Source organism: Cnuibacter sp. UC19_7 (genome assembly GCF_042699995.1).
GTDB lineage: Bacteria > Actinomycetota > Actinomycetes > Actinomycetales > Microbacteriaceae > Cnuibacter.
In genome coordinates this window covers 2,034,044-2,057,292 of the sequence record NZ_CP170560.1, presented here as the reverse complement: position 1 = coordinate 2,057,292, position 23,249 = coordinate 2,034,044, and the positions used below count along the sequence as shown (strand labels likewise).

Annotated in this window: 26 protein-coding genes; 12 read left to right on the top strand and 14 right to left on the bottom strand. The window is 72.3% G+C overall.

Annotated features, from left to right (window positions below; all coding sequences use genetic code 11):
* Positions 1-44 precede the first annotated feature (44 nt).
* On the bottom strand, positions 45-671 hold the full coding sequence (locus ACFJGV_RS09695) for a TetR/AcrR family transcriptional regulator (protein ID WP_378143690.1): 627 nt from the start codon (positions 669-671) through the stop codon (positions 45-47).
* A gap of 57 nt (positions 672-728) precedes the next feature.
* Between ACFJGV_RS09695 and ACFJGV_RS09690 the strand changes: the two genes are divergently transcribed.
* Together ACFJGV_RS09690 and ACFJGV_RS09685 are read left to right on the top strand one after the other, a co-directional pair.
* Positions 729-1,637 (top strand): universal stress protein, encoded by a 909-nt coding sequence (locus ACFJGV_RS09690; RefSeq protein WP_378143689.1) that lies wholly within the window; start codon positions 729-731, stop codon positions 1,635-1,637.
* Positions 1,638-1,669: 32 nt separating this feature from the next.
* Complete coding sequence (locus ACFJGV_RS09685; protein WP_378143688.1) at positions 1,670-3,259, top strand: APC family permease; 1,590 nt, start codon at positions 1,670-1,672, stop codon at positions 3,257-3,259.
* 206 nt (positions 3,260-3,465) lie between these two features.
* On the opposite strand, the gene ACFJGV_RS09680 is transcribed toward ACFJGV_RS09685, so the two are convergent.
* Both ACFJGV_RS09680 and ACFJGV_RS09675 read right to left on the bottom strand, forming a co-directional pair.
* Positions 3,466-3,606, bottom strand: a complete 141-nt coding sequence (locus tag ACFJGV_RS09680; protein WP_378143687.1) for a hypothetical protein — start codon at positions 3,604-3,606, stop codon at positions 3,466-3,468.
* A gap of 49 nt (positions 3,607-3,655) precedes the next feature.
* The gene (locus tag ACFJGV_RS09675) at positions 3,656-3,880 is read right to left on the bottom strand and encodes a hypothetical protein (protein WP_378143686.1); all 225 of its coding nucleotides are present in this window, start codon (positions 3,878-3,880) and stop codon (positions 3,656-3,658) included.
* A gap of 225 nt (positions 3,881-4,105) precedes the next feature.
* Between ACFJGV_RS09675 and ACFJGV_RS09670 the strand changes: the two genes are divergently transcribed.
* Positions 4,106-4,723: a hypothetical protein gene (locus ACFJGV_RS09670; protein ID WP_378143685.1), complete on the top strand. Its 618-nt coding sequence runs from the start codon at positions 4,106-4,108 to the stop codon at positions 4,721-4,723.
* Positions 4,724-4,741: 18 nt separating this feature from the next.
* Here the strand turns inward: ACFJGV_RS09670 and ACFJGV_RS09665 are convergent, their stop codons facing one another.
* Complete coding sequence (locus tag ACFJGV_RS09665; RefSeq protein ID WP_378143684.1) at positions 4,742-5,227, bottom strand: BphX family protein; 486 nt, start codon at positions 5,225-5,227, stop codon at positions 4,742-4,744.
* A gap of 56 nt (positions 5,228-5,283) precedes the next feature.
* Here ACFJGV_RS09665 and ACFJGV_RS09660 point away from each other — a divergent pair, with 56 nt between their 5' ends.
* Both ACFJGV_RS09660 and ACFJGV_RS09655 read left to right on the top strand, forming a co-directional pair.
* Positions 5,284-5,934: a hypothetical protein gene (locus ACFJGV_RS09660; protein WP_378143683.1), complete on the top strand. Its 651-nt coding sequence runs from the start codon at positions 5,284-5,286 to the stop codon at positions 5,932-5,934.
* 10 nt (positions 5,935-5,944) lie between these two features.
* Complete coding sequence (locus ACFJGV_RS09655) at positions 5,945-6,580, top strand: TetR/AcrR family transcriptional regulator (RefSeq protein ID WP_378143682.1); 636 nt, start codon at positions 5,945-5,947, stop codon at positions 6,578-6,580.
* A gap of 60 nt (positions 6,581-6,640) precedes the next feature.
* On the opposite strand, the gene ACFJGV_RS09650 is transcribed toward ACFJGV_RS09655, so the two are convergent.
* On the bottom strand, positions 6,641-7,891 hold the full coding sequence (locus ACFJGV_RS09650) for a glycosyltransferase (protein ID WP_378148683.1): 1,251 nt from the start codon (positions 7,889-7,891) through the stop codon (positions 6,641-6,643).
* A gap of 120 nt (positions 7,892-8,011) precedes the next feature.
* On the opposite strand from ACFJGV_RS09650, the gene ACFJGV_RS09645 reads away from it, so the two are divergent.
* Positions 8,012-8,539, top strand: a complete 528-nt coding sequence (locus ACFJGV_RS09645; protein ID WP_378143681.1) for a hypothetical protein — start codon at positions 8,012-8,014, stop codon at positions 8,537-8,539.
* 135 nt (positions 8,540-8,674) lie between these two features.
* Here the strand turns inward: ACFJGV_RS09645 and ACFJGV_RS09640 are convergent, their stop codons facing one another.
* Positions 8,675-8,905: a hypothetical protein gene (locus tag ACFJGV_RS09640; protein ID WP_378143680.1), complete on the bottom strand. Its 231-nt coding sequence runs from the start codon at positions 8,903-8,905 to the stop codon at positions 8,675-8,677.
* A 121-nt stretch (positions 8,906-9,026) separates the two neighbouring features.
* Here ACFJGV_RS09640 and ACFJGV_RS09635 point away from each other — a divergent pair, with 121 nt between their 5' ends.
* The gene (locus ACFJGV_RS09635; protein WP_378143679.1) at positions 9,027-9,371 is read left to right on the top strand and encodes a DUF3140 domain-containing protein; all 345 of its coding nucleotides are present in this window, start codon (positions 9,027-9,029) and stop codon (positions 9,369-9,371) included.
* A gap of 15 nt (positions 9,372-9,386) precedes the next feature.
* On the opposite strand, the gene ACFJGV_RS09630 is transcribed toward ACFJGV_RS09635, so the two are convergent.
* Together ACFJGV_RS09630 and ACFJGV_RS09625 are read right to left on the bottom strand one after the other, a co-directional pair.
* Positions 9,387-9,740 (bottom strand): ribbon-helix-helix protein, CopG family, encoded by a 354-nt coding sequence (locus ACFJGV_RS09630; RefSeq protein WP_378143678.1) that lies wholly within the window; start codon positions 9,738-9,740, stop codon positions 9,387-9,389.
* 141 nt (positions 9,741-9,881) lie between these two features.
* Complete coding sequence (locus ACFJGV_RS09625) at positions 9,882-10,934, bottom strand: threonine aldolase family protein (protein ID WP_378143677.1); 1,053 nt, start codon at positions 10,932-10,934, stop codon at positions 9,882-9,884.
* Between the two features lie 331 nt (positions 10,935-11,265).
* Between ACFJGV_RS09625 and ACFJGV_RS09620 the strand changes: the two genes are divergently transcribed.
* Complete coding sequence (locus ACFJGV_RS09620) at positions 11,266-11,919, top strand: nucleoside/nucleotide kinase family protein (RefSeq protein WP_378143676.1); 654 nt, start codon at positions 11,266-11,268, stop codon at positions 11,917-11,919.
* A 77-nt stretch (positions 11,920-11,996) separates the two neighbouring features.
* Here ACFJGV_RS09620 and ptsP read toward each other — a convergent pair whose 3' ends face one another.
* From ptsP to ACFJGV_RS09605, 3 genes are read right to left on the bottom strand one after another with little or no spacing between them, the layout of a single operon-like run.
* Positions 11,997-13,691 carry a phosphoenolpyruvate--protein phosphotransferase gene (ptsP, locus tag ACFJGV_RS09615; protein WP_378143675.1) on the bottom strand — a complete coding sequence of 565 codons (1,695 nt, stop codon included), beginning with the start codon at positions 13,689-13,691 and terminating at the stop codon, positions 11,997-11,999.
* A gap of 41 nt (positions 13,692-13,732) precedes the next feature.
* Positions 13,733-14,149 carry a type II toxin-antitoxin system VapC family toxin gene (locus ACFJGV_RS09610; RefSeq protein WP_378143674.1) on the bottom strand — a complete coding sequence of 139 codons (417 nt, stop codon included), beginning with the start codon at positions 14,147-14,149 and terminating at the stop codon, positions 13,733-13,735.
* The gene (locus tag ACFJGV_RS09605) at positions 14,146-14,382 is read right to left on the bottom strand and encodes a type II toxin-antitoxin system Phd/YefM family antitoxin (RefSeq protein ID WP_378143673.1); all 237 of its coding nucleotides are present in this window, start codon (positions 14,380-14,382) and stop codon (positions 14,146-14,148) included. The genes ACFJGV_RS09610 and ACFJGV_RS09605 overlap by 4 nt, the downstream gene beginning before the upstream one ends.
* Before the next feature lie 101 nt (positions 14,383-14,483).
* Here ACFJGV_RS09605 and ACFJGV_RS09600 point away from each other — a divergent pair, with 101 nt between their 5' ends.
* Positions 14,484-15,176 carry a FadR/GntR family transcriptional regulator gene (locus ACFJGV_RS09600; protein WP_378143672.1) on the top strand — a complete coding sequence of 231 codons (693 nt, stop codon included), beginning with the start codon at positions 14,484-14,486 and terminating at the stop codon, positions 15,174-15,176.
* Between the two features lie 76 nt (positions 15,177-15,252).
* Positions 15,253-16,530, top strand: a complete 1,278-nt coding sequence (locus ACFJGV_RS09595; RefSeq protein ID WP_378143671.1) for an MFS transporter — start codon at positions 15,253-15,255, stop codon at positions 16,528-16,530.
* Positions 16,531-16,554: 24 nt separating this feature from the next.
* Here ACFJGV_RS09595 and ACFJGV_RS09590 read toward each other — a convergent pair whose 3' ends face one another.
* Positions 16,555-18,927 (bottom strand): right-handed parallel beta-helix repeat-containing protein, encoded by a 2,373-nt coding sequence (locus ACFJGV_RS09590; protein WP_378143670.1) that lies wholly within the window; start codon positions 18,925-18,927, stop codon positions 16,555-16,557.
* Positions 18,928-18,940: 13 nt separating this feature from the next.
* Entirely contained in the window at positions 18,941-20,236 is a 1,296-nt protein-coding gene (locus ACFJGV_RS09585) for a glycosyltransferase (protein ID WP_378143669.1), read from the bottom strand.
* Positions 20,237-20,564: 328 nt separating this feature from the next.
* Between ACFJGV_RS09585 and ACFJGV_RS09580 the strand changes: the two genes are divergently transcribed.
* Both ACFJGV_RS09580 and ACFJGV_RS09575 read left to right on the top strand, forming a co-directional pair.
* Entirely contained in the window at positions 20,565-21,638 is a 1,074-nt protein-coding gene (locus ACFJGV_RS09580; RefSeq protein WP_378143668.1) for a nitrous oxide reductase family maturation protein NosD, read from the top strand.
* A 56-nt stretch (positions 21,639-21,694) separates the two neighbouring features.
* Positions 21,695-22,630 (top strand): aldo/keto reductase family oxidoreductase, encoded by a 936-nt coding sequence (locus ACFJGV_RS09575; RefSeq protein WP_378143667.1) that lies wholly within the window; start codon positions 21,695-21,697, stop codon positions 22,628-22,630.
* A 37-nt stretch (positions 22,631-22,667) separates the two neighbouring features.
* Here ACFJGV_RS09575 and ACFJGV_RS09570 read toward each other — a convergent pair whose 3' ends face one another.
* Complete coding sequence (locus ACFJGV_RS09570) at positions 22,668-23,228, bottom strand: helix-turn-helix domain-containing protein (protein WP_378143666.1); 561 nt, start codon at positions 23,226-23,228, stop codon at positions 22,668-22,670.
* Positions 23,229-23,249 lie beyond the last annotated feature (21 nt).

Sequence of the window (23,249 nt, the reverse complement as noted above, 5' to 3'; positions counted from 1 at the left end):
CTCTAGCTTGAGTGAGGATCATTCGACTTCGCAAGCCGCGGGCGTCAGGAACCGAGGGCGCTCGCGTCGAGGCCGACGGCGCCGGCGACGGCGGTGCGGATGAGGGCGGAGCGCTCGGCGTCGGTGCGGTACGCGACGCGGCTGTAGGCGTTGGTGGCGTCGATGAGGGCGAACAGCACCAGGCCCACGTGCTCGGGATCGCCCGAGGGGAACGCGCCCGACGCGCGACCGGCGGCGACGATCGCGCTCGCGACGCCCTGCCACGCGTCGAGGCGGTCGCGGGCGGCGGCCGCGAGCGGGGCGTTGCGGCGGGCCAGGCTCCACGCGTCCGACCAGAGGGGGACGTCCTCGCGGTCCGGCGCCGCCACCACGCCCACCAGCAGCCGCAGCTGCTCGAGCGGTGTCGACGCCGACTCCAGCAGAGCCGACATCGTCGTGATCTCGCGGCGCGCCACGCGGTCGAATGTGGCCGCGACCAGCGCATCCATGCTCGGCACGTAGTGGGCGACCAGTGAGGGCGCGACGCCCATCCGCGCGGCCACCGACCGCACGGTGATCGCGGCGAGACCCTCCGAGAGGGCGACCTCCTCGGCCGTCGCGGCGATCTGCGCCACCCGCTCCGCAGGCTGCAGACGCCGTCTGGTCGAGCGGCCCGGCGACGTCGTCGTCATGCCGACATCGTACGTCGGACTTGCGCTCTGTTGATCGCATGTCCAACAATGGCCCGCATGGACAGCGACGTCGGGGCGGTCCACGCTCCTCAGACATTCATCGTCGGCTACACCGCCGACGACCGCGGCTTCGAGGCGCTCGCCCTCGCCACGTCGCTCGCGCGTCACGCCGACGCCGAGCTGGTGATCACCCTCATCCTCCGCCAGCCCTCGCCGTACAGCGGCGCCGAGTCGGGCCTCTACGTGAACGACCCGATCGTGCGGGAGCGGGTCGCCACCTGGGAACGCGAGGCACTCGCCTGCGTGCCCGACGGCATCCGTGCCCGCACCGAGCTGCGCGCCGCCGACGACGAGGCGAGCGGGCTCCTGGATGCAGTGGCCGAGCACGGCGCCTCCGTCATCGTCATCGGGGCCCGGTCGAACCCGCTGCTGCAGGCCATCGCCATCGGCAGCACCGCCAACGCCCTGCTGCACTCGTCGGAGGTGCCCGTCGCGCTGGCGCCCGTCGGCTACGGCCACACCACCGGCGTGACGCGGGTCACCGCCGTCTACGGCACCCGCCCCGGCGCGGCCGCCGTCGTGGGCACCGCGGTGGAGGCGGCCGATCGGCGCGGCGTGCCGCTCCGGCTGCTCAGCCTCCTGCCGGCCGACGAGACCACCGAGACCGTCGTCGACGAGGCCGCCGAGCAGGTCCGCCGCTTCGGCGGCGAGGCGCTCGGATCCCGTGCCGAGGAGGTGCTCGCCCGCGAGGCCACCACCGTCGAGGTGGTCGGCGGCGCCGACCTCGAGGATGCGGTCACCCGCGTCGACTGGATCGACGGCGAGATCGCCCTGGTCGGCTCGAGCCGGCTCGCCCCCCGCGGCCGCGTCTTCATCGGCAGCACCGCGCAGAGGCTGATGCGACGCATCCCCACCCCCCTCATCGTCATCCCCCGCGACTACAGCTACGGCCCGGCCTCCGTCTGACGGCGGCCACGACAGACGGGCGAAGGAGCCACATGACCAGCCAGAAGACCTCCACCGAGACCGCGTCTCCCGGCCAGGAGGCACAGAGCGAGACGTTCCACGCCAAGGGCCTCAGCGTCGCCAAGGTCGGCGCCATCGGGGGCGCGATCATCGGCATCTCCTGCATCGCGCCCGCCTACACGCTCACCTCGGGCCTCGGGCCGGTGGTGAGCGTGGTGGGGCTGCAGGTTCCCGCCGTGCTGCTCATCGGCTTCGTGCCCATGCTGCTCGTGCTCTTCGGCTACCGGGAGCTCAACTCCTCCATGCCCGACTCGGGCACCAGCTTCACCTGGGCCACCCGCGCCTTCGGCCCGTGGATCGGCTGGATGGCCGGATGGGGACTCATCGCGGCCACCATCCTCGTGCTCTCGAACCTGGCGGCGGTCGCGGTCGACTTCCTCTTCATCCTGCTCTCGCAGATCACCGGCAACCCCGATCTCGCGACCCTCACCGGGGAGCTGTGGCTCAACATCCTGATCACGGCGGTGTTCACGGCGCTCGCCGCGTGGATCAGCTACCGCGGTGTCGAGGCGACGCAGAAGGTGCAGATCGCCCTGGTCGGCTTCCAGCTGCTCGCGCTCGGCTGGTACGTGGTCGCGGCGTTCGTCGCGATCGGCAGCGGCAACGCCTACGACTACACGCCCGTCACGCTCGACTGGTTCAACCCCTTCGCCGCCGAGGGCGGCCTCACCGCCATCACCGCCGGCGTCTCGCTCTCGATCTTCCTGTTCTGGGGCTGGGATGTGGTGGTCACCATGAACGAGGAGGCGAAGGACCCGAAGCGCACCCCGGGCCGCGCCGCCCTCATCACGATCCTCGTCATCGTCGCGCTGTACATGCTCGTCACCATCGCCACGTTGTCGTATGCAGGCATCGGCGACACCGGCCTCGGCGCAGGCAACCCCGAGAACCAGGAGTCGATCTTCGCAGTGCTCTCGTCGCCGATCATGGGGCCGTTCGCCATCCTGATGTCGATCGCGATCCTCTCGTCGTCCGCGGCGTCGCTGCAGTCGACGATGATCTCGCCGTCGCGCACGCTGCTCGCCATGGGCTACTACGGTGCACTGCCGCCCTCGTTCAAGCGGATCAGCCCGCGCTTCAAGTCGCCGTCGGTGGCGACCATCGCCTCCGCGGTGACCGCGATCGTGTTCTACACCGTGATGCGCCTGCTGTCGGAGAACGCGCTGTGGGACACCATCACCGCCCTCGGCCTCATGGTCTGCTTCTACTACGGGCTGACCGGGGTGGCGGCGTTCTGGTTCTTCCGGCGCACCTGGTTCCGTTCGGTGCGGAACGTCTTCTACCGCTTCCTCTTCCCGCTGCTCGGCGGACTGGCGCTGCTGGCGATGTTCGTGAAGACCGCCGTCGACTCGTACGCGCCGTCGTACGGATCCGGATCCGCCCTCTTCGCGACCACCTACGACGCCGACGGGGTCGCCCAGGACGGCGTCGGGCTCGTGTTCGTGATGAGCATCGGCATCCTCGTGCTCGGCGCGATCATCATGGCGGTCTGCGCGGTGCGGAACCCCGCGTTCTTCCGCGGCACGATCCTCCCGCGCGCGGTCGCCCCCGCGGGGGAGTAGCGACGCGCCTCGAAGGGCGCGTCGCGCGTCGAACGGCGAGAAGACGCCCTCCCCATGCTCGGGGAAGGGCGTCTTCTCGCTTGTCGACGGGGATGCGTCAGCCCGAGGGATTCTCCACGGGCGTGCCGTCGGGTTCGGTGCCCTCGTCGGGGTCGACCTCGTCGGGCGTGGGCGTGTGCTCGGGGCGCGGCTCGACGCCGCTGGCGTCACTCACCGTCGGCGCTCTCGTCGGGCTCCTCGGGGCCACCGCCCGAGACGGTGTCCTCGCCCTCCTGGGCCGTGCTGCCGTCGGACGACGAGCCGTCGGGCAGGTCGTCGGCGTCGGGTCGTGCGGTGTCGTCGGTCATGTCACTCCTTCGATCGTGCGGTGGATCGGATGCGGTCAGTCTGACCCGGTCACTCCGCACCGTTGACGGGGTTGCCGTCCGGCCCGAAGTCGGTCTCGGGAGCGAGGAGGTCGTCGCCGTCGTCGGCCGACCCGTCGGCGGTGCCCTGGGTGTCCTCCTCGTGGTTGAAGTGGGACCCGTCGGGCACGTGTCCGGCCGCCAGCCCGTTCGGGTCGTCGGGGATCGTGCCGTCCTTGCCGAGGCCCTCGCCTCCGGCGGTACCTTCGTCGCTCATCCGCTTCTCCTCCTCTGCCCGGCGCAACCGGGCTCCTCCTTGCGAGCCTGGCCCGCCCCGCCCCCATCCGCACGCCCTCCCCAGCTTCTGTGGAGCGGGTTGAGCCCGCGGCCCGCGGCGAGGCCGCTCCCACGGCCTCGACGACGAGCTGAGCGGGCGCAACCCCGCATGACGCCGACTCGGTCGAGGAGCGGGGCGTGGCGGAGGGTCGCTACAGTGCTGTGGGTGAAAATCGTTCGGCGATGGAATCTGCTCGGTGTCCTCGTCGCGGCCACGCTGCTCGCGGGGTGCGCGCCAGGCGGGAACGCGGCGCCTCCGCCCGCCGTCCCCACCGACGGCGCGCAGGATCCGGGGGCCGCGGCGACGACGCCGCCGGACTCGGCCGCGGCGGGCGCCGTTCGGGCCCTGCCCCGGATCACGAGCTGCGACCAGATCGCGGCCGTCGCACCCGACTACGTCGCCGAGCTGACGCTGGAGCAGGAGAACTCGTACATCCAGGACGACACCATCTCGTGCTCGTGGTCGCCCGCCGAGGGGTCGATCACGTCGCTCACCGACATCAAGACGTTCTCCGTGACGATCACTGCGGACGACTCGGAGATCCCGGACCCGGCCCAGATGGAGCAGTACGGGATCAAGGGGTACTTCACCGACCCGCGCCTGGACGCGCTCGGCGGGGTGGGCCTGTGGCTCGACGCGGACTCCGCCGTGGTCGGCGGTGGGGTGGGGACGGTCATCGTCCCCGGTATCCACGTGACGATCGGAAGCTCGCTCTGGGGTCAGGACAGCGAGCTCGCGAGGGACAGCATGGTCACCCTCGCGCTGCAGCTTCTCGCGATGTGACGGCGCTGTCGGTGCCCGTCACGCCCGCGGCCGGTCTGCCGACGTGGACGCCGGCGTCTGCCTCGATCGGGATGAGGATGCGGGGGTCGCTGCCCAACCGATGCGGATCCGCGCCCGGCGCAGGAGCAGCAGTCCGCTGACGATGATCGCCGTGTGGAGGGCGATGAAGATCGTGTTGGACACCACCGAGTAGCCCTGGCTGATCATGTAGAGGTCGTGGCCGATCCCGCGCACGACGGAGAGCGCGCAGACGAGCAGGACGACCGGCACGAACCACCGCGGCACGAACGACACCGCGATGAGGAACAGGCCGAGGACGAGCTCCTCGAGCCCGAACATGAACAGGTAGTCGACGAAGCCCTGCCAGGCGGGGCCGTCCAGCGTGCCGTCGAAACCGGGGACGAGCTGCTCCACCCGCCCGGTGTTGATCGCGGGGATGAACGTGGTCCCGAGGACGAGGTACACCCCGCCGACTGCTCGACACCACCATGCCAGAGATTTCATGAGTGCACTGTAACATTAACCAACACGTCGTACTACTGAAATGTGAGGAGCCCATCATGACCACGAGAAGCGACCTGCGGGACGCACCGACCACCACCTCCGCCGCACGACCCGTGCGGCGACCCACCTGGGCCGTGTGGGGTGGTGGGCTGATCACCGTCGGCGGCACGCTGCTGCTGATCGCCACCCTCGTGGAGGTGCCGCTCCAAGGGGATCCGTCGCCCGCGCTGCTCGGCACGTTCGCCGCTCTGTTCCTCGGCAGTGCCGTGGCCCACGCGCTGTCGATGGTGCCGCTCTCGGGCGGGCGGACGGGATCGGAGGGGATCGTGGGCTCCTCGCTCGTCGGTCGACTCGCGCTGCTCGGCTTCGGCGCGGTCTTCCTCACGTCGCAGACGGTCTACTTCGTCGTCACGTACGCCCTGCCCCCGGTCGACGACTACTCGGGCGCGTTCGTGCTCACCCTCGCGCTGAGCGTCACGCAGCTTCTGCTCCTGCTGATCGCCTCCCTCGTGGTGGTCCGCGCCGGGGTCGCCATCGGTGCCGCCCGCTGGGCGCTGCTCGCCCTGACCGTGGTCGCCGTCGTCACGGGTGCCGTCGCCAACGCCACCGACAGCCTCGAGGTCGCGACCGTGGCCCTGCTGTGCTCGACGGGGGCGCAGATCGTCGTCGGACTGGTGCTCGCCACGGCACGCGGCCGGGGAAGGTAACGTCGAGGCCATGGCCCGCGCGTACAGTTCCCCCCGCCGAGCGGCGGAGGCGGCCTCGACGCGCGCCTCGATCATCGCGGCGGCGGCGAAGCTGTTCGTCCGCGACGGGTACGCGGCGACGTCGCTGAAGGCGATCGCGAAGGAGGCGAACGTCGCCGTTCCCACCGTGCAGCTGCAGGGCAGCAAGCACTCGCTCCTCATCGCCGCGTTCGAGGTCGCGTTCGCGGGCGATGAGGGGACGCACTCGCTGACGGAGCGGCCGAGCCTCATCGCGATCATGGCCGAACCCGATCTCGCCACCGCGATCGACCGGTACGTCGAGTTCCTCGACGACGCCAACCAGCGGGCGGCGGGCATCGTCCGGGCGATGGCCGCGGCGGCCGACGCCGACCCGGCCGCGCGCGCCGCCTACGAGGAGCTCGAAGGGCGTCGCCACCGCGACATGCTCCTCGCCGCGGGGTGGTTCGCGGGTCGGGGCGTCATCCCCGAGGAGCGCGTAGCCGAGGCCGCCGACGTGCTCGGGTACATCACGAGCGCCGACGCGTACCTGCACTTCACGCGCACCCGCGGATGGTCGCGCACGCAGTGGCGGCAGTGGACCGCGAACCAGCTGGCACATCTCGCCGACCAGCTGGGTGGGCTGTAGCGGCCGTTCGCCGGCGGGGGTCGGCCGCGCGCGGCGGCTATCGGGGTCGGCGGCGCGGCTCTAGCGCCTCGGGGCGGCGGCCTCCACGTCATCGACGAGCCCTCGAACGCCTCGCGCGGCGCCGATGGCGGCCCCGATCTCCGCGCTCCGCCGGGCGAACCACGGGTCGTCCAGCACTCTGCGAACCGCGGCGCCCATCTGCTCCGGCGACGGGCGCCCGGTGCGGAGGTTGATCCCCACCCCGGCCCACTCCACGCGGGCCGAGGTCTCGACCTTGTCCTCGGAGTCGCCCGCGATCACGATGGGCACCCCGTACCGCATGGCGTGGTGCAGCCCGCCGTATCCGCCGTTCGTCACGAACACCGAGGTGCGCGGCAGGAGGGCCTCGTAGTCGAGGTACGACGCGGCGAAGGCGTTCCCGGGGAGGGGCGGCAGGTCGTCGAGCGCGGCGCCGCCGGCCGACACGACCACCTGGACGCGCTCGTCCGCGAGGGCCGCGAGCGTCGGCTCGATCACCTCGGAGAAGTCGGTGTTCGCCACCGTCCCCTGGGTCACGTGCACGAGCGGGGTGTCCTCCCTCAGACGCCCCCACCACTCGGGCAGCGGGCCCGGTTCGCGGGCCTGGCCCGCCATGGGCCCGTAGAACCGCAGCGCGTCGGAGGCGTCGCTGCGGGGGTACTCGAACTCCGGCACCGTGAACTGCGCGAGCAGGTCGCTCCGGTCGAGCACGTCCATGAAGAACGAGCCGTCGAGCCCCGGCGCCCCCACGCTCTCCAGGAAGCGGTCGAGCGCGCGGTGGGCCGGGGCGAGCACCAGCTTGGCGGTCCGGTTGAGCACCGCATCCCTCATCCGGCCCCAGGCGCGGTGGTGCGACGGGATGATGCCGAGCCCGTACGGCGGGCAGTCCTGGCTCGAGAAGCCGGCCGGTCCGATCCCGCACATCACCGTCACGGGGCGATCGGCGGCCGGGCGCGCGAAGAGCGCCTGCACCCCGAGGAACGTCATGTCGTGGAGGACGACGTCGGCGGGCTCCTCGTCGAGGAGCTGCAGCACCGCATCCGCGGCGGCGTAGGCAGGGCGGACGAAGGCCTCCTCCACGCCGAGGTTGATCGTGGCCCGGCCGCGGTTGCGCTCGCCGGAGCCGACCTCGTCGAGCGTGTCCGCCTCGGCGGGGAGCTGCGCGAAGTCCGCACCGGCGGCCTCGACCTGGGCGCGGTAGCGGCGGCCGGTCAGGACGCGGACCCGCCACCCGCGCCGCATCAGCTCTCCGGCGACGACCAGCATCGGACCGACGTGGCCCACGGCGGGCATGCTGCACAGCAGGGCCGAGCGGCCCTCTCCCGACATATTCACTATGTCACCGTAACACTGAATGTGAGATCTGGATACCAGGACCTGGGTCCGTGGTGGACATCGTGGGACGCTGAGGACATGTCACATCCCTCTGGCCCGGATCCCTCCGATCTCACGTCGTGGTGGCTGGACCTGATCGCCGACGAACTCCGTGACTGCGCGACGGTCGAGCGTGAGGTGCTGGTGGACGAGGGGATCCGTGTCGTCACCCTCACGCCGTTCCGCACCGACGCGCTCATTCTCCGCATCGTCATCGGCGAGACCAGTGTCCCCGAGATCGAGTTCGGGTCGTCGAAGGCGGTCGCGTGCACGGGAGTGCCGGCGGAGGAGGGGATCGGCGGGCTCGATCCGTCCAACCACCTCGGGGTCATGGTCGCCGCCGTCATCACCGACGGTGCGGCCCTCGTGCGGAGCGGACTCGTGCGGCGCACGCTCGCACTGGGCCACGGCTCCCGCTTCGAGGAGGTGGCCGAGGCGCCGGTGCTGCACCGGTGGCCGCCGTACGCGGACGAGTACGTCCCGACGACGGTGTTCCGGCAGCCGCCGGCCTACGGCGCGCTGCCTCGGAGGGCGTTCATCCTGCCCGGGGTCTCCCCGCGATCCTAGGTCGGCGTTAGCGCTGGCCGCGGAACAGCTTCCAGACGACGACGATCGCCGTCCAGACGATGCCGAGGCTCGCCAGGCCGAGCAGCCCGATGTAGAGCAGCTCCAGGGCGGTGTAGTCGACCTCCATGTCGCTCCCTACTCGATCTCGCCGGACGCGAGGGCGTCGGCGTACTTGCGGATGTCGGGGCCGGGCTCGAAGTCGATGAAGCGGTTCTCGAGCAGGCCGATGAGAGCAGCGTACAGCGCATCCGACCCCTCGTCGCGCCGATCGCGGAGGCTCAGCACCGCCTCGCGGAGGACGCGGTCGGCATCGTCGAGGATCTTCGCGCGGGCTTGGTCGTTCCAGACGATCTGGTCTTCGGTCATGGGCCGGACCCTACGCCGACTCCTTGCGGACGGCGCGGGCTTGATCCGTGCGGATGCGCGATCCGGCCGACGGGCACCCGCCCGGAGTGCGCGTTCCGGCGGACGGGGCCAGGCTCGGACCATGGCCACGGATGACGACCACGACGACGCCACGACCTGGGACGAGTTCCGCGAGGCGGTGAACATGACGCCGAAGCAGCTCGGCGACTGGCTCGACACCGACGAGTCGAGGGAGGTCGGCCAGAAGGACGGCGGGTCGGAGTCGGTCGGCCACCGAAGCGGCCGGCACATCATCCGCATCCTCGAGAAGAAGAAGGCCGACCTCACCGACGACGACTATGCGCACATGCGCAAGGTCGTCGGGTACGTGCACCGACACGTGACGCAGCGGCCGTCGGGCGACGTGTCGGAGACGCCCTGGCGCTACTCGCTGATGAACTGGGGTCACGACCCCGAGAAGCGCTGACCTCGACCCTCGTCGTCAGGATGCGCGCAGGTACTGCTCCAGCGCGTCGCGGAGGATCTCGCTCGCCCCGCGCCCCTCGGCCGCGATGCGGAGCTCGAGCAGCTCGTCGAGCTGCGCCGGCAGGCGCACCTGCCGTTTGCGCGACGGGCCCTCGCCCACCGTGCCGCTGAGGCTCGGCCGCCCCGGGCCGGTGATGCGGTCGAGCTCCTCCTCGGTCATCACCGAGAGCAGGAGCTCGCGCCCCCGCCGCGCCGCTTCCTCGCCCATCGTCCTGCGGGCGCGATCGAGCGTGGAGCGTCTCAGCTCCATCACGTGGAACACCTCGACGAACCCGGCGCGAGCATCGACGTGCATCAACACCTCAGCCACTGTGTTCTTCCCGCGGATGATGTGCTCCAGAATCCCTCGTGGGGTCCAGAGTCGCAGGGAACGGTCTCGTACGGGAGAGCGTTACCCCATCTGGGGAGGACACCTGGCGTCAGGCCGACTGTGCAAGAACGGCGGCGCGGGTCAGGCGCCGAGCTCGCGGCGGAGCGCCGCGACGAAGGCGTCGACGTCGGCCGCGGTGGTGTCGAACGCGCACATCCAGCGCACCTCGCCCGTGGCGGGGTTCCAGTCGTAGAAGCGGAACGACTCGCGGAGGCGGTCGGCGACCCCGGCGGGGAGGATCGCGAACACCGCGTTCGCCTGCGTCTCCTGCGTCAGCGTGACTCCGGGCAGACCCTCGACGGCCGAACGCAGCCGCTGCGCCATCTCGTTCGCGTGCGAGGCGGAGCGGAGCCACAGGTCGGTGCCGAACAGCGCGATGAGCTGCGCCGACACGAAGCGCATCTTCGAGGCCAACTGCATGTCGAGCTTGCGGAGGAAGGGGATGCCGTCGACCGCATCCGGATTCAGCACCAGCACGGCCTCGCCGGCGAGCATGCCGTTCTTGGTGCCGCCGAGCGAGACCACGTCGACCCCGACGTCGGTGGTGAAGGCGCCGAGCGGCTCGCCGAGCGACGCGGCGGCGTTCGAGATGCGCGATCCGTCGAGATGCACCTTCATGCCGAGCGAGTGCGCGTGCTCGGTGATGGCCGCGATCTCGTCGACCGAGTAGGCGGTGCCGAGCTCGCTGGTCTGCGTGATCGAGACCGCCAGTGGTTGGGCGCGGTGCTCGTCGCCCCAGCCCCATGCCTCGACGTCGATGAGCTCGGGGGTGAGCTTGCCGTCGGGGGTCGCGACGGTGAGCAGCTTGAGGCCGGCGACCCGCTCGGGAGCGGCGTTCTCGTCGGTGTGGATGTGCGCCGTCGTCGAGCAGACCACCGCACCCCAGCGCGGCAGCATCGCCTGCAGCGACACCACGTTGGCGCCGGTGCCGTTGAAGACGGGGAACGCCTCGGCCCGCGCGCCGAAGTGCTCGCGCATGACCGACTGCAGGTGCTCGGTGTAGACGTCCTCGCCATAGGAGATCTGGTGCCCGCCGTTCGCCACCGCGATGGCCTCGAGCAGCTCGGGGTGGACCCCGGCGTAGTTGTCGGAGGCGAAGCCCCGGCGGTCGGCGTCGTGCAGTCTCTCGATCACCCGCCCCAGTCTGCCAAACCCGAGCCGCACGTTCCTTGCGTCCCGCGCCGGTGCCGACGCAGATGCGGGCGACCGCCGAGGATCTCGAGCGGCGAGGTGCGAGCTGCGGTCCCGGGCGACATGGGTCTCGGGGTGACGGACGAGTGCGCGGTGGGTTCCGCCCGCGTCACGCTGCGGCGAGGCCCCCTGGGCGGCGAGGGGGCTCTGAGCGGGCGCAACCCGCAGCATCGCCGGCGCGGGGCCCCACGGCGCCACCCGGCTCAGCTCCATCAGCCGCGCGGGCGCCCGGTGTGTCGGGGTAGGACGGGCGACGATCGCGCAGAATGGTGGTGTGCCCGACCTCGACCTCCTCGTGAACCGGGCGCTCTCCCTGCAGGCGCAGACGCCCGGGCGCACCATCCTCGGGATCGCGGGGCCGCCCGGATCCGGCAAGACCACTCTCGTCCGTGCCCTCCTCGCTGCGCTCGAGCCGCGGCTGCCCGGGCGGGTGGCGTGGCTGCCCATGGACGGCTTCCACCTCGCCGACTCCACCCTCCGCTTCCTCGGGCGGCTCGACGCCAAGGGCGCGATCGACACCTTCGACGGGTACGGCTACCTCGCGAGCCTGCGCCGCATCCACGCCGAGACCGACCACGCTGTGTATGCGCCCGATTTCGACCGGACGCTGGAGCAGCCCATCGCGGGCGGCGTCGTCATCCCGCCGTCGGCGGATCTCGTGCTCACCGAGGGCAACTACCTGCTCGACGAGAGTGTGCCGTGGTCGGCGGTGCGCGCCGAGCTCGCCGAGGTGTGGTTCTGCGACGTGCCCGGGGATGCTCGGCGCGAGCGGCTCGTCGCCCGGCATGTCGAGTTCGGGAAGGCGCCCGAGGTGGCGGCGGCGTGGGTGGAGACCGTCGACGAGGGGAATGCGCGGCGCGTGGAGCGCACACGTGATCGGGCGGACCTCATCGTGGACACGTCGGGCTCCGGGTCCGGAGCGGCCTGAGTCGGACTCGGAGCCGGCCGTGCCTCCGTCGGTGCGGTGCCGAGGCCGCGGCGTCTGCGCGGCGGCGCCGCCGGTGGTCAGAGGCCGAGTGTCGTCCGGACGTCGTCGGAGACGAACGCGACGGCAGCCGCGCGCGCCTCGGTCGCGCTGGGCGCGGCGAGGGCCGCGGCCGCGATCCGCTCGCACTGCTCCAGCGTGTGGTGGCGCACGGCGTACCTCACGGCGGGCAGCGCGGACGCGGCCATCGAGAGACTCGTGATCCCGAGACCCGTGAGCACCAGCGCCATCAGCGGGTCGCCTGCCGACTCTCCGCACACCCCGACCGGCTTCGCCGCCTCGCGTCCCGCCCTCGCGGTCGTCGCGACGAGCTCGAGCACGGCGGGCTGCCAGATCGACAGCAGGTCGGAGAGCTCGCCGCGGAGTCGGTCGGCCGCCATCGTGTACTGCGCCAGGTCGTTGGTGCCGAGCGACACGAAGTCGACCTCGGCGAGGATGTCGGCGGCGCGGAGGGCGGCGGCCGGCACCTCGACCATCACCCCGACGGTGGCGACACCGGCGGAGCGGGCCCGCCGCGCGAAGTCGGCGGCCTCGGCGGGAGTGGCGATCATCGGCGCCATCGCCCACAGCTCGGTGCCGGGCACCGCCCGGGAGGCGGCGGCGAGCGCGTCGATCTGCTCCTGCACCAGTGCCTCGGCGGTGCGCACCAGGCGGTAGCCGCGGATGCCGAGGGCCGGGTTGTCCTCGTCGGCCTGCGAGAGGAAGGCGAGCGGCTTGTCGGCCCCGGCGTCGAGCGTGCGCACGACGACCTTGTGTCCGTCGAACTGCCGCAGGACGCCCGCGTAGAGCGCGGTCTGGGTCTCCGGATCCGGAGCCGTGGCCTGGTCGAGGAAGAGCACCTCGGTGCGGAACAGGCCCACGCCCTCGGCCACGGGGACCGCCCGGCGAGCGTCCTCCTCGGTGCCGACGTTCGCCAGCAGCTGCACCGGGTGTCCGTCGGAGGTGGTGCCCGCCGCGGTGTCGGCGGCGAGGAGCTCCTCGCGGTCGACGGCGGACTGCAGCGCGGCGACCTCGTCGACGGTCGGATCGATGACGACACGACCCGAGGCGGCATCGACCGCGAGGGGCGTGCCGTCGGCGACCTCGAGCGCGCCCACGGTCTGCACGACGCACGGGATGCCGAGCTGGCGCGCGATGATCGCCGTGTGCCCGGTGGGGCCGCCGGCGCTCAGCACGATGGCGGCGACCAGGTCGAGGTCGAGTGTGGAGGTCTGCGCCGGGGCGAGGTCGTCGGCGACGATGACGGAGCGGGTGGTGAGCCCTGCCCCGCTCGAGTCGTTCTCGCTCTCGCCGCCGTCGCTGAGCAGCGTGGCGACGACGCGACCGCGGATGCCGCGGAGGTCGGTCGCGCGCTCCGCCATGTACCCGCCGAGCGCCTCGAGCTGGGTGGCCACACCCTCGACCGCGGCCGCGGCGGCGGTCACGGGCCCCACGCCGTCGCGGATGCGCGTGGCGGCGTCGTCGCTGAGCGTCGGGTCGAGCGCCATCATCGCCGTCGCCTCGAGGACCGACGAGAGGGGCTCGGAGGCCTTCGCCGCCGCATCCGACAGCTGCGACGACACCGTCGCGAACGCGGAGCGGACGGTCTCGACCGCCGCCTCGACGTCGGCCGCGGCCGGCTCGTCGGCGGGCGGTTCAGGGGCGGGACGGAGCACATGCGCGGGCGCGATCGCGACCCCGCGTCCGATGCCGATTCCGGTGAGGACGGTGCTCATGGATGGATCCCTCCGCGTGCTGAGTTCGCCCGCCGATCCTCTCACGCCCGCCTGTCGCCGGTGGCGAGTGGCATCACCTGGAGGTCGGGGATTCCCTCGAAATCGGCGGGGTTGGCGGTGATGACGGGCAGTCGGTTCGCTAAGGCGATCGACGCGATGAGAGCGTCGAAGGCTCGCGCCGCGGGCTTCCTCCCGGATGCGCGGAGTGCGGCTGCGACGCGCCCGAACGCGCGTGCCGCCGCAGCGTCGAGTGGGAGGGGATCGAAGTCGGCCTCTGCCTGCTGCAGGTGCACCTGGCGGGCCGCTCTGTTCCCATCGTCGGCCGCCACGAGAGGGCCGACCGACAGCTCGGCCACTGTGACCGTGCTGATGAAGAGTTCGGCGGGAAGCTCCTCGGGGTCCTCGACTGTTCCGAGGAGGAGAAGAGCGGAGGTATCGAGCAGCGCTCTCGCCGTCACAGCGTCTGATCCAGGATCGTGTCGATGTCACCTCGTAGTTCATGGACGTCAACGGGGGGAAGGGTTCGCCGGCGCTCCACGAGCTCTGCGGTGCTCACCCGCGCAAGGTGAAGCGGGCGCAGCTCAGCGACGCGAGTGCCGTCGCTCGTCACCGTGACGCTCTCGCCCATCCGCACTCGTGCGAGAACGTCGCCTCCTCGGTTCCGGAGGTCGCGAACGCTTACCGTGGTCATGCGCACAGTGTATCACGCGTGAGACAGGAGAACTGAGGAAGCCTTCTGCGTCTCGAGCAACTTTGTCCTACATTTGGCTGTTTGCTGCTACCGTGGTCCGTATGACCCGACTCGCGCCCAACGTGCCGCTCTCCGCGCAGGTCGCCGACCAGCTGCGGCGGCGGATCGCCGAGGGCGAGTTCCCCGTCGGCGCGCTGATCCCGACCGAGCACGAGCTCTCGCAGCAGCTCGGCATCAGCCGCAACAGCGTGCGCGAGGCCGTGCGGTCGCTGGTGCACGCCGGCATCCTCGGGGCCCGCGCGGGCTACGGCACGTTCGTCGTCGCGGCGAGCGACCTCGCCCCCACCCTCGCGCGCCGGCTCGAGAGCGACAGCGAGCGCGACGTCGCGGAAGTCCGCACCATGCTCGAGCGCGAGGGCGCTCGGTTCGCCGCCCTGCGGGCCACTGACGAGCAGCGGAGGGAGCTGCGCCGCGTGCTCGACGAACGGGCTCTCGCGACCGACGGTCCGACCTACGTCCAGCTCGACCGCCGGTTCCACGAGCTCGTGTTCGAGGCCTCCGGCAACGAGCTCCTCTCCGAGCTCTACCGCGGCACCGGCGGCAACGAGCGGGCGCTGACCTGGGTCGACTCGCCGGATGTGGTGGTCGCCGAGGTCGGTCTCCTCGAGGTCGATCGGGCGCACACCGATCTGGTGGCGGCCATCGAGGCGCGTGATCCGGATGCAGCTGCCGCCGTCGCCGAGCGGCTCGTGCGCCTGGCCTACGAGCATCCGGCGATGAACGGCGGCGACTAGCGGATCGCGCCACCCGAGATCCACGAAGCACCACCGGCGCCGTGAAGCGCCACCGAGCACCACCCTGAGAGCGAGCATGTCCGCATCCCCCGGCCGCCAGGCCACCACCGAGTCCGCCACCCGCCCCACCGGCGCACGTCGCCCGATCTCGCCCCGCGCATCCGGCCCGCTGTTCCTCGTCATCGGGATCCTCCTCGTCGCGGGCAACCTCCGCGTCGGCATCACGACCGTGGGCCCGGTGCTCACCGACATCGAGGCCGACCTCGGGCTCACGTCGCTCGCCGCGTCCGTGCTCATCAGCCTCCCGCTCGTCGCGTTCGCCGTGGTGTCGCCCTTCGCGCCCGCCTTCGCGCGCAGGCTCGGCTTCGAACGCACCCTCGGGCTCGCCCTCGCCGGGCTCACCATCGGCCTCGTGCTGCGCTCCCTTCCGGGGCTCCCGCTGCTCTGGATCGGCACCGCCCTCCTGGGCGTCGCGATCGCGATCCTCAACGTGGTGCTGCCCGCGCTGGTCAAGCGCGACTTCCCCGACCGGATCGGTCAGGTCACGGGCACCTACTCCGCCGTGCAGTCCGCGTTCGCGGCCGCCGCCGCCGGACTCGCGGTGCCCGTCGCGGCGCTCACCGCGTGGGGCTGGCGGCTCCCGCTCGGGATGTGGGCGGGCCTCGCGCTGATCACCCTCGGCGTGATCTCGCCCCTGCTCCGCCGTCGCACCACCGCCCCGCGCAGCGCCGACGACGTGTCGCTGGAGTCGCCCGCCGTGCTCGACCCCGCGCATCCGTCGGCCCGGTCGCCGTGGCGCACCGCGATCGGGTGGCAGGTGACGGGCTTCATGGGCCTGCAGTCGACCGGGTACTACGTTCTCATCACCTGGCTCCCGTCGATCGAGGAGTCGGCGGGCATCGACCCCGCCGCGGCGGGCTTCCACCAGCTCCTCCTCAACGCGTTCGGCATCGCGGGCAGCCTGGTCGCGTCGGCCCTCATCCCGCGGATGCGCGACCAGCGCCTCCTCGCCGTCGTGTCCCCGCTGGTGTTCGCGGTGGCCGTGACGGGGGTGCTCGTCGCCCCACAGCTCGGGATGATCTGGGCTAGCCTCGCCGGGATCGCGGGCGGCGCGAACATCGTGCTGGCGCTGTCGTTCTTCGGGCTGCGGACCGCGCACCACTCGCAGGCGGCGTCCCTCTCGGGGATGGCGCAGTCGGTCGGCTACCTCCTCGCCGCGGCCGGCCCCGTGCTGATGGGCGCCCTCCACGACGCGACCGGCACGTGGACCCCGGCGCTCGCGATCCTCGTCGCCCTGCTCCTCGTCCTCATCGGCTTCGGCTGGCTCGCCGGCCGCCCCCGCATCATGCGCTGAGCCCCGCGCGTTCGCGGCGGTGGGTCAGAGGGGGGCGCGGAGGCGGCGGGCGCGGGAGACCCAGCCCGCGACGGTGGCGGTGGGGACGCGGAGGGTGCGCGCGACGGCGTCGATCGGCTTGCCGCCGTCGAGCACGGCCGCGGCGGCGAGCTCCTCGACGGACGCGAAGCGCCCCGTCGAGGCCACCGCGCTCTCGACCGCGGACGGCGTCTCGTGGCCGGGCTGCACCTGGGCGAGCGCGGCGGCGCGCAGGCGCGGAGCGAGCCCGGCTGTCGCCGCCCGCGCCGGCGCGCGCTCCTCGACGGACGGCTCCGTCGGGGCAGCCGAGCCGCGGACGGAGTGGGCCCAGCGCCCGTTCCCGCCCGTGATCGGTCCGCCGACCAGCCACGTCGTCCCTGCGGCAGCGCCCGCCTCCTCGCCCGCCGCCGCCGACACAGGCGCCGACGTGGCCGCCGACGCGACCACCGACTCATCGAGGCGATCCGCCTCGGCCAGAGCCTCCGCGAGCAGCGGACTGAGCAGCACATCCCCATCCGCAGCGCTGCCGCCCACCGCATCCGCAGCCCCACCGCCGACCGCATCCGCGGCGGCCGCACCGACCAGCACAGGCTCTCCGCGGAGCGCCGCCTCGTACTGCTCCTTCTCCACCCGGGCGAGCGCGATCGTGGTCGACTCGACGAGCTCGCGGATGCGCCGCTGCCGCCGCATCCGCACCGCGACGAACGCGATGCCGAGCACCGGGATCACCAGCACGAGAGCCCAGAGCAGAGCGAGCGGATGCTGTTCGATCCAGATCAGGATCTCCCACTTCACCGTCCAGTCGCCGGTGGTGTTGTCGCGCTGGTCGACGTCGGATGCCCCGTCCTCGACCGAGACCGCCGCCGGCCCACTGCCGCTGAGGGCGTTGTCGGCGACCCGGGCCGAGGTGAGCGCACCCGAGAAGACGACCCCGCGGCCATCCGACACCCGCACGGTGTTGCCGTCGACCGACCCCTGCGAGTCGGTGAGGCGGATGCCGATCCCGCGCTCGTCCACGTCGGTCCCGGTGATGGCGACGCCGCTCGTGCCGGCGATCGCGACCGCGCCGAAGGCGTCGTCGCGGAAGGTGGTGCCGTCGATCGACAGCCCGCTCGAGTTCTCGACGCCGTAGCCGTTCGGGTTGGGGCCGTCGGCGCGCGGGGTGCCGTCGGCGAAGAGCCCCCAGCGCGCGCTGCCCGAGACCTCGCCGTCGGTGATCGACAGGTCGTCGACGCCCTGCCGCACCAGGATGCCGTCGGCCCCCGAGCCGCGGACGGTCACGGCGTCGAGCGACGTCGCATCCGCGCGCGTGCCGAGCAGCACGCCCTGCTGCGCGGAGCCCTCGAAGCTCGAGTCGGCGACCGCGAGCGCGCTGGTGTCGTCGGCGTACAGGCCGATGTGCAGGCCCTCCGCCGTGACGCGGCTGATCGCGCCCGTCGACGGCGTGGTGGGCGTGCCCGTGACGGCGAATCCGCCGGTCGGGCCGCTCCAGTAGCCGAGGTCCGACAGGGCGACGTCGGTCGCCGTGAGACTGCCGCTCTCGACGCGGATGTAGGCGCGGGGATCCGAATCGCCGGCGTCGGGCTCGTCGACGGCGCTGTCCCAGCCGACGATCTCGAGCGGCGCCTCGGCCGTGCCGGCGAGGGTGAGCGAGGCGCCCCACGCCACGATGCGCGCCGATGGCCCGTCAGCGGGGTCGGCGAGGCGGAGGGTCGTGCCGGGCGCGTCGACCACGAGCGAGGCGCCCGGCCGCACGAACACGAGGCGCGACACGGCCACCGTGGTGTCGTCGATCCGCTGCGCCGCGCCCTGAGCGAGGAGGTCGTCGAGCGTGTAGGGCGCGTCGCGCGGGGCCAGGGCCAGGAACGAGTCGGGGGCGAGGTCGACGACCTCGCCCGAGCGGGCCAGCGTCAGCCAGGTGACGTCGTCGCGCGCGGCCGCGTCGGCGAGGTGCTGCTCCTGCTCGTCGAACGGGTACGGCGAGAACGTGCCGGCGGGGGGCGGGGCGCCTGGCGCCGCGGTGCCGGATGCGGGCACGGGTGCCGCGGCGGATGCAGGTGCGGATGCAGATGCCGCGGCGGTGGTCGCGCTGGGCGACGCGCTCGGGGCTGCGGCGACGACGGTCGCGGAGGCGGACCATGGGTTCAGCTCGAGGATGAGCTGCGGCACCTCCTCCAGGACGCCGCGCGCCAGGAGCACGCTCGCCGCCACGCCCCCGGCGATCGCGGCGATGACCGAGACGCGCACGATCACCCGTCGGATGGGCGACATCGTGTCGCCCCGCTCCGCCGCCGAGAGCGCGCCGCGCGCTCCGTCGTCCGATGCCCGGGCGCCCTCCGCCTCACCCGCGTCGGGGCCCGGCTCGCCGCCCCCGCTCACACCGCACCGCCGCTCACACCGCGCTCCCGGGCTCCGCCGCGAGCCCCGCCGCCGCCTCGGCGGCGCGGGCGGGCGCCGAGTGCAGGCTCGCCTCGCTCTGCCCCTCACCGCCGATCGTGTCGGCCGACCGCGTGAGCCACCCCTGCTTGTTCATCGTGAACAGCGCGTACGTCTTGATCGGGAGCGCGACGAGCGCGATCACCGCGACGACCAGCGGCAGGATCACGATGTCCTCCGGACGCCGCCACAGGTGTGACAGCCCACGGATCGCGCGACCGGCCAGCATCCACAGCAGCGCCAGCCCGAACGCCAGCAGCGGCGCCGGCGCGGTGAGAGCGTGGAGCACGTACGCGAGGTAGATCAGCATGCTCACCGGCGTGAAGAGGATCTGCATCACCGTCAGCTGCGAGACGAACGGCACCCTGAAGATCCACCCGTTCCTGATCGCCGTGATGTAGCAGCGGTAGGAGTTGCGGCTCCAGCGCACGCGCTGCTTCACGAAGGCGCGGAACGTGTCGGGGAACATCGACAGCGCCCGCGCGCTGTCCTGATGCGTGACCCGATACCCCTGCGACAGCACCAGCCAGGTGAGGCGTCCGTCGTCGCCGGCGACGCACTCGCGGCCGAAGAAGATCTCGTGCTCGAGGTCGTCGAGCTTGGGGAGGATGACCTCGCGGCGGTAGGCGCTGGTGCGTCCGGAGGCGCAGATCACCCCGCCGAAGCGTCCCATCGCGGGGGCGTAGTCGCCGTAGCGCTGGTCGACGATCCAGTCCGCCACCCGCCGCCAGACGCTGGAGCGAGGGAGGTAGACGTTCTGGCGCGTGCTCACCGCCCCGACGGCGGCGTCGAGGAAGGGCATCTGGATGTTCGCGAGCATCCCCTGCTCCCACGCCGTGTCGGAGTCGACGAGGATGACGAGCTCGGTGTCGGCCGCGCGGATCCCCACTCCGAGCGCCGAGCGCTTCCCGCGGTGACGGAACATGATGACCTCGACGTCCGGATGCCCGAGCGCCTCGATGCGCTCCTGGGCCTCGGTGTCGGCGAGGTCGAGCACGATGACGATGCGGCTCGGATGCTGCGCCCGCCACGTCTCGAGGCAGCGCAGCAGCACATCCGGATCCTCGCGGTACGACGGCACCACCACCGTCGTCGTGGTGCGGAACTCGTTGACGACGGGCCGGGTCGCCATCGAGATGCCCTTGCGCAGCAGCCAGAAGCTCCACGACACGATGCCGAACACGCCGAACGGCAGCAGCCAGAGCACGGTCTGGCCCAGGCCGTGGAGGTACGACAGGGCGTCGTCGAGCATGCGCGGGCGGGCTGCCTTCCAGCAGGCGGATTCGGGTCGCCGGCGCGGGCGACGAGCGGGGACTCGCCGGCGTGCGAGCGGGTGACTCGACGTGTGCCGGGGTGGAGCGTCCCCACCATAGCGGCGGCGCGCCCCCGCCCGCGCGCCCCGATTCGGGGGGGCCTCGCGCCCCCGGTCGCGCGGTTCGCGCGTCAGTCGTCACGGGATACGGCGGAGCGGCGGCGTGTTCGCCGAGCTTGCGCGCATTCCGTGATGAGCGACCGCGCACGAGCGAACGGACCCGCAGGTGGTCGTCGCTTCGACACCGGTTTCGGGGAAGCGGCGGCGTATGCAGGGGGACTCTCGCGTATTCGGTGTCGAGTGGTGGGCGAACTACGCTGACGTGGTGCGGATGAGCCGGATGTGGCGCGTGTGGGCGGCCGCGGCGGCCGGCGCGGTGCTCGCGGGCGCGCTCGCCGCGTGCGCGGGGGCGACGCCGCTGCCGACGTCCGTCGCCGGCTGCCCCGACGGGCGGGTCGTGGGCGACGCGGGCGCCTTGCGCGCCGCGCTCGCGGAAGCGGGCCCGGGCGACACGATCGTGCTGGCGCCCGGCCGCTACGAGGGCTCGTTCGAGGCGACCGCCGCGGGCACCGACACCGAGCCCGTGACCCTCTGCGGCACCTCCGACAGCGTGCTCGACGGCGGCCCGACCGACGACGGCTACACCCTCCACCTCGACGGCGCCGACCACTGGACGCTCACCGGTTTCAGCGTCACCGGTGGGATGAAGGGCATCATGCTCGACCGCACCTCCCACGCCACGCTGCGTGGGCTCACGGTCTCAGGCGTCGGCGACGAGGCGATCCACCTCCGCGCGGGCAGCAGCGACAACCTCATCGAGGGCAACGACGTGTCGAGCACGGGACACCGCCGACCGGAGTTCGGCGAGGGCGTCTATGTGGGATCCGCGCAGTCGAACTGGTGCGACATCTCCGGATGCGCCCCCGACGCCAGCGACCGCAACCGCATCGTCGGCAACCGCATCCACGAGGTGACGGCCGAGGCGATCGACGTGAAGGAGGGCACGACGGCGGGTGAGATCTCGGGCAACACGCTCGACGGCGCGGCCATGACGGAGGCCGACTCGGTGATCGACGTCAAGGGCAACGACTGGGTCGTCACGGGCAACACCGGCACGGCGAGCCCGCGCGACGGCGCTCAGGTGCACGCCGTGGTCGACGGCTGGGGCACGGGCACCCGCTTCTCGGGCAACACGTTCGCGATCGCGTCGGACGGCTACGCGATCGCGATCGACGCGGGCGCCGCCGTCCGCTCGTCGACGACGATCGGATGCGACGACGTCGCGCTCGTGGACGGAGAGCCCGCCCCCGCGCGGGTCTCGTCCGTCGCCTGCACGCCGTAGGGCGCCTCGCACGCGCCGCGGGGCGAGCGTCGGCGGCGAGGGGCACGATGGAGGGCATGAGGACATTCACCTTGCCCGGCACCGACATCACCGCACCCGACGTCGTCCTGGGGATGATGCGCATCGCCGACAAGAGCGACGACGAGGTGCGCGAGCTCGTGCGCACGGCCCGCGATGCGGGGATCGACTTCCTCGACCACGCCGACATCTACGGCCCGACCGTGCACGCCTGCGAACGGCGCTTCGCCGAGGCCCTCCGGCTGTCGCCGTCGGAACGCGACGCGGTCACGATCCAGACGAAGGCCGGCATCGTGAAGGACGGTCCGTACTTCGACTTCTCGTACGAGCACCTCACCGAGTCGGTCGAGGGTTCGCTCGAGGCGCTCGGCACAGACCGGATCGACATCCTGCTGCTGCATCGTCCGGATGCGCTGGTCGAGCCCGACGAGGTCGCCCGCGCCTTCGACGACCTCCACGCCGCGGGGAAGGTGCGCTACTTCGGCGTCTCGAACCACACGCCCCGCCAGATCGATCTGCTCAGGAAGAGCGTCGACCACCCGCTGGTGGCGAACCAGCTGCAGCTGTCGATCACGCACGCGCCGATCATCGCGCAGGGCGTGGCGTCGAACATGGTCGGGCTCGACCAGTCGGTCACGATCGACGGGGGCGGGATCGTCGACTACTGCCGCCTGAACGACATCACCATCCAGGCGTGGTCGCCGTTCCAGGCCGGCTTCTTCGACGGCGTCTTCCTCGGCTCCGACCGGTTCCCCGAGCTCAACGCGGTGATCGACCGGCTGGCGGCCGCCTACGACGTGCCCGCCATGGCGATCGCGACCGCGTGGATCACCCGCCATCCGGCGCAGATGCAGGTCGTGCTCGGCACCACGACGCCCCAGCGGGTGGCGGATGCGGCGCTCGGCTCCGACGTGCGACTCACCCGTCCCGAGTGGTACGAGCTGTTCCGCGCCGCCGGCCACCGCGTACCCTGACCGCGGCCCCGCGCCGGGGCACGACCGCGACGCCGCCCTACGAGGCGAGCGTCTCGCGCGGGAACTCCCCGTAGCGCTGGGCGTACGCGTGCGCGAACCGCCCCTGGTGCCCTACCCGCCACCGGACCATCACCGACGCCACGCTCGTGCCGTCGCCGGGCACCGCGCTGCACAGGTCCGACCGCACGCGCGTCATCCGGACATCGCCCAGCACCCGCAGCGGCGTCGAGTCGAGCTCACGCCGGAACACGCTCTGCAGCCCGCGGACCGACAGCGCGGACGCCGACGCGATGTCGTCGACGGAGATGTCGTCGGCAGCGTGCCGCTCGATGTACTCCACGGCGAGGCGGACGTGTGCGGAGGGCGCCGGACCGGAGACCGCCGGCAGCGCCTCGTCGGCGGCCACGCGGATGGCCGAGAGCAGGGCTTCCGTCACCGCCGGGCTGGCGGACGACTCGAGGATGCGCGTGGTGTGCTCGAGCAGGACCGACCAGGAGTCGCGCTGCTCGGGGTCGAGCCGCCCCTCGTCGACGGCGCGGACCTGGGTCGGCGTGAGCGCGCGTTCGAGGGTCGTCCTCGTCGCCTCGGATGCCCTCACCTCGGTTCCCTTCGCCGATCG

What these genes read in the sequence shown, in the direction of transcription:
- ACFJGV_RS09600 (WP_378143672.1), top strand. Translation starts at nt 14,484, where the DNA reads ATGACCCGACTCGCGCCCAACGTGCCGCTCTCCGCGCAGGTCGCCGAC.
- ACFJGV_RS09695 (WP_378143690.1), bottom strand. Translation starts at nt 671, where the DNA reads ATGACGACGACGTCGCCGGGCCGCTCGACCAGACGGCGTCTGCAGCCT.
- ACFJGV_RS09595 (WP_378143671.1), top strand. Translation starts at nt 15,253, where the DNA reads ATGTCCGCATCCCCCGGCCGCCAGGCCACCACCGAGTCCGCCACCCGC.
- ACFJGV_RS09655 (WP_378143682.1), top strand. Translation starts at nt 5,945, where the DNA reads ATGGCCCGCGCGTACAGTTCCCCCCGCCGAGCGGCGGAGGCGGCCTCG.
- ACFJGV_RS09605 (WP_378143673.1), bottom strand. Translation starts at nt 14,382, where the DNA reads ATGACCACGGTAAGCGTTCGCGACCTCCGGAACCGAGGAGGCGACGTT.
- ACFJGV_RS09640 (WP_378143680.1), bottom strand. Translation starts at nt 8,905, where the DNA reads ATGACCGAAGACCAGATCGTCTGGAACGACCAAGCCCGCGCGAAGATC.
- ACFJGV_RS09660 (WP_378143683.1), top strand. Translation starts at nt 5,284, where the DNA reads ATGACCACGAGAAGCGACCTGCGGGACGCACCGACCACCACCTCCGCC.
- ACFJGV_RS09585 (WP_378143669.1), bottom strand. Translation starts at nt 20,236, where the DNA reads ATGCTCGACGACGCCCTGTCGTACCTCCACGGCCTGGGCCAGACCGTG.
- ptsP (WP_378143675.1), bottom strand. Translation starts at nt 13,691, where the DNA reads ATGAGCACCGTCCTCACCGGAATCGGCATCGGACGCGGGGTCGCGATC.
- ACFJGV_RS09680 (WP_378143687.1), bottom strand. Translation starts at nt 3,606, where the DNA reads ATGACCGACGACACCGCACGACCCGACGCCGACGACCTGCCCGACGGC.
- ACFJGV_RS09665 (WP_378143684.1), bottom strand. Translation starts at nt 5,227, where the DNA reads ATGAAATCTCTGGCATGGTGGTGTCGAGCAGTCGGCGGGGTGTACCTC.
- ACFJGV_RS09580 (WP_378143668.1), top strand. Translation starts at nt 20,565, where the DNA reads ATGCAGGGGGACTCTCGCGTATTCGGTGTCGAGTGGTGGGCGAACTAC.
- ACFJGV_RS09635 (WP_378143679.1), top strand. Translation starts at nt 9,027, where the DNA reads ATGGCCACGGATGACGACCACGACGACGCCACGACCTGGGACGAGTTC.
- ACFJGV_RS09675 (WP_378143686.1), bottom strand. Translation starts at nt 3,880, where the DNA reads ATGAGCGACGAAGGTACCGCCGGAGGCGAGGGCCTCGGCAAGGACGGC.
- ACFJGV_RS09575 (WP_378143667.1), top strand. Translation starts at nt 21,695, where the DNA reads ATGAGGACATTCACCTTGCCCGGCACCGACATCACCGCACCCGACGTC.
- ACFJGV_RS09685 (WP_378143688.1), top strand. Translation starts at nt 1,670, where the DNA reads ATGACCAGCCAGAAGACCTCCACCGAGACCGCGTCTCCCGGCCAGGAG.
- ACFJGV_RS09650 (WP_378148683.1), bottom strand. Translation starts at nt 7,891, where the DNA reads ATGCCCGCCGTGGGCCACGTCGGTCCGATGCTGGTCGTCGCCGGAGAG.
- ACFJGV_RS09690 (WP_378143689.1), top strand. Translation starts at nt 729, where the DNA reads ATGGACAGCGACGTCGGGGCGGTCCACGCTCCTCAGACATTCATCGTC.
- ACFJGV_RS09645 (WP_378143681.1), top strand. Translation starts at nt 8,012, where the DNA reads ATGTCACATCCCTCTGGCCCGGATCCCTCCGATCTCACGTCGTGGTGG.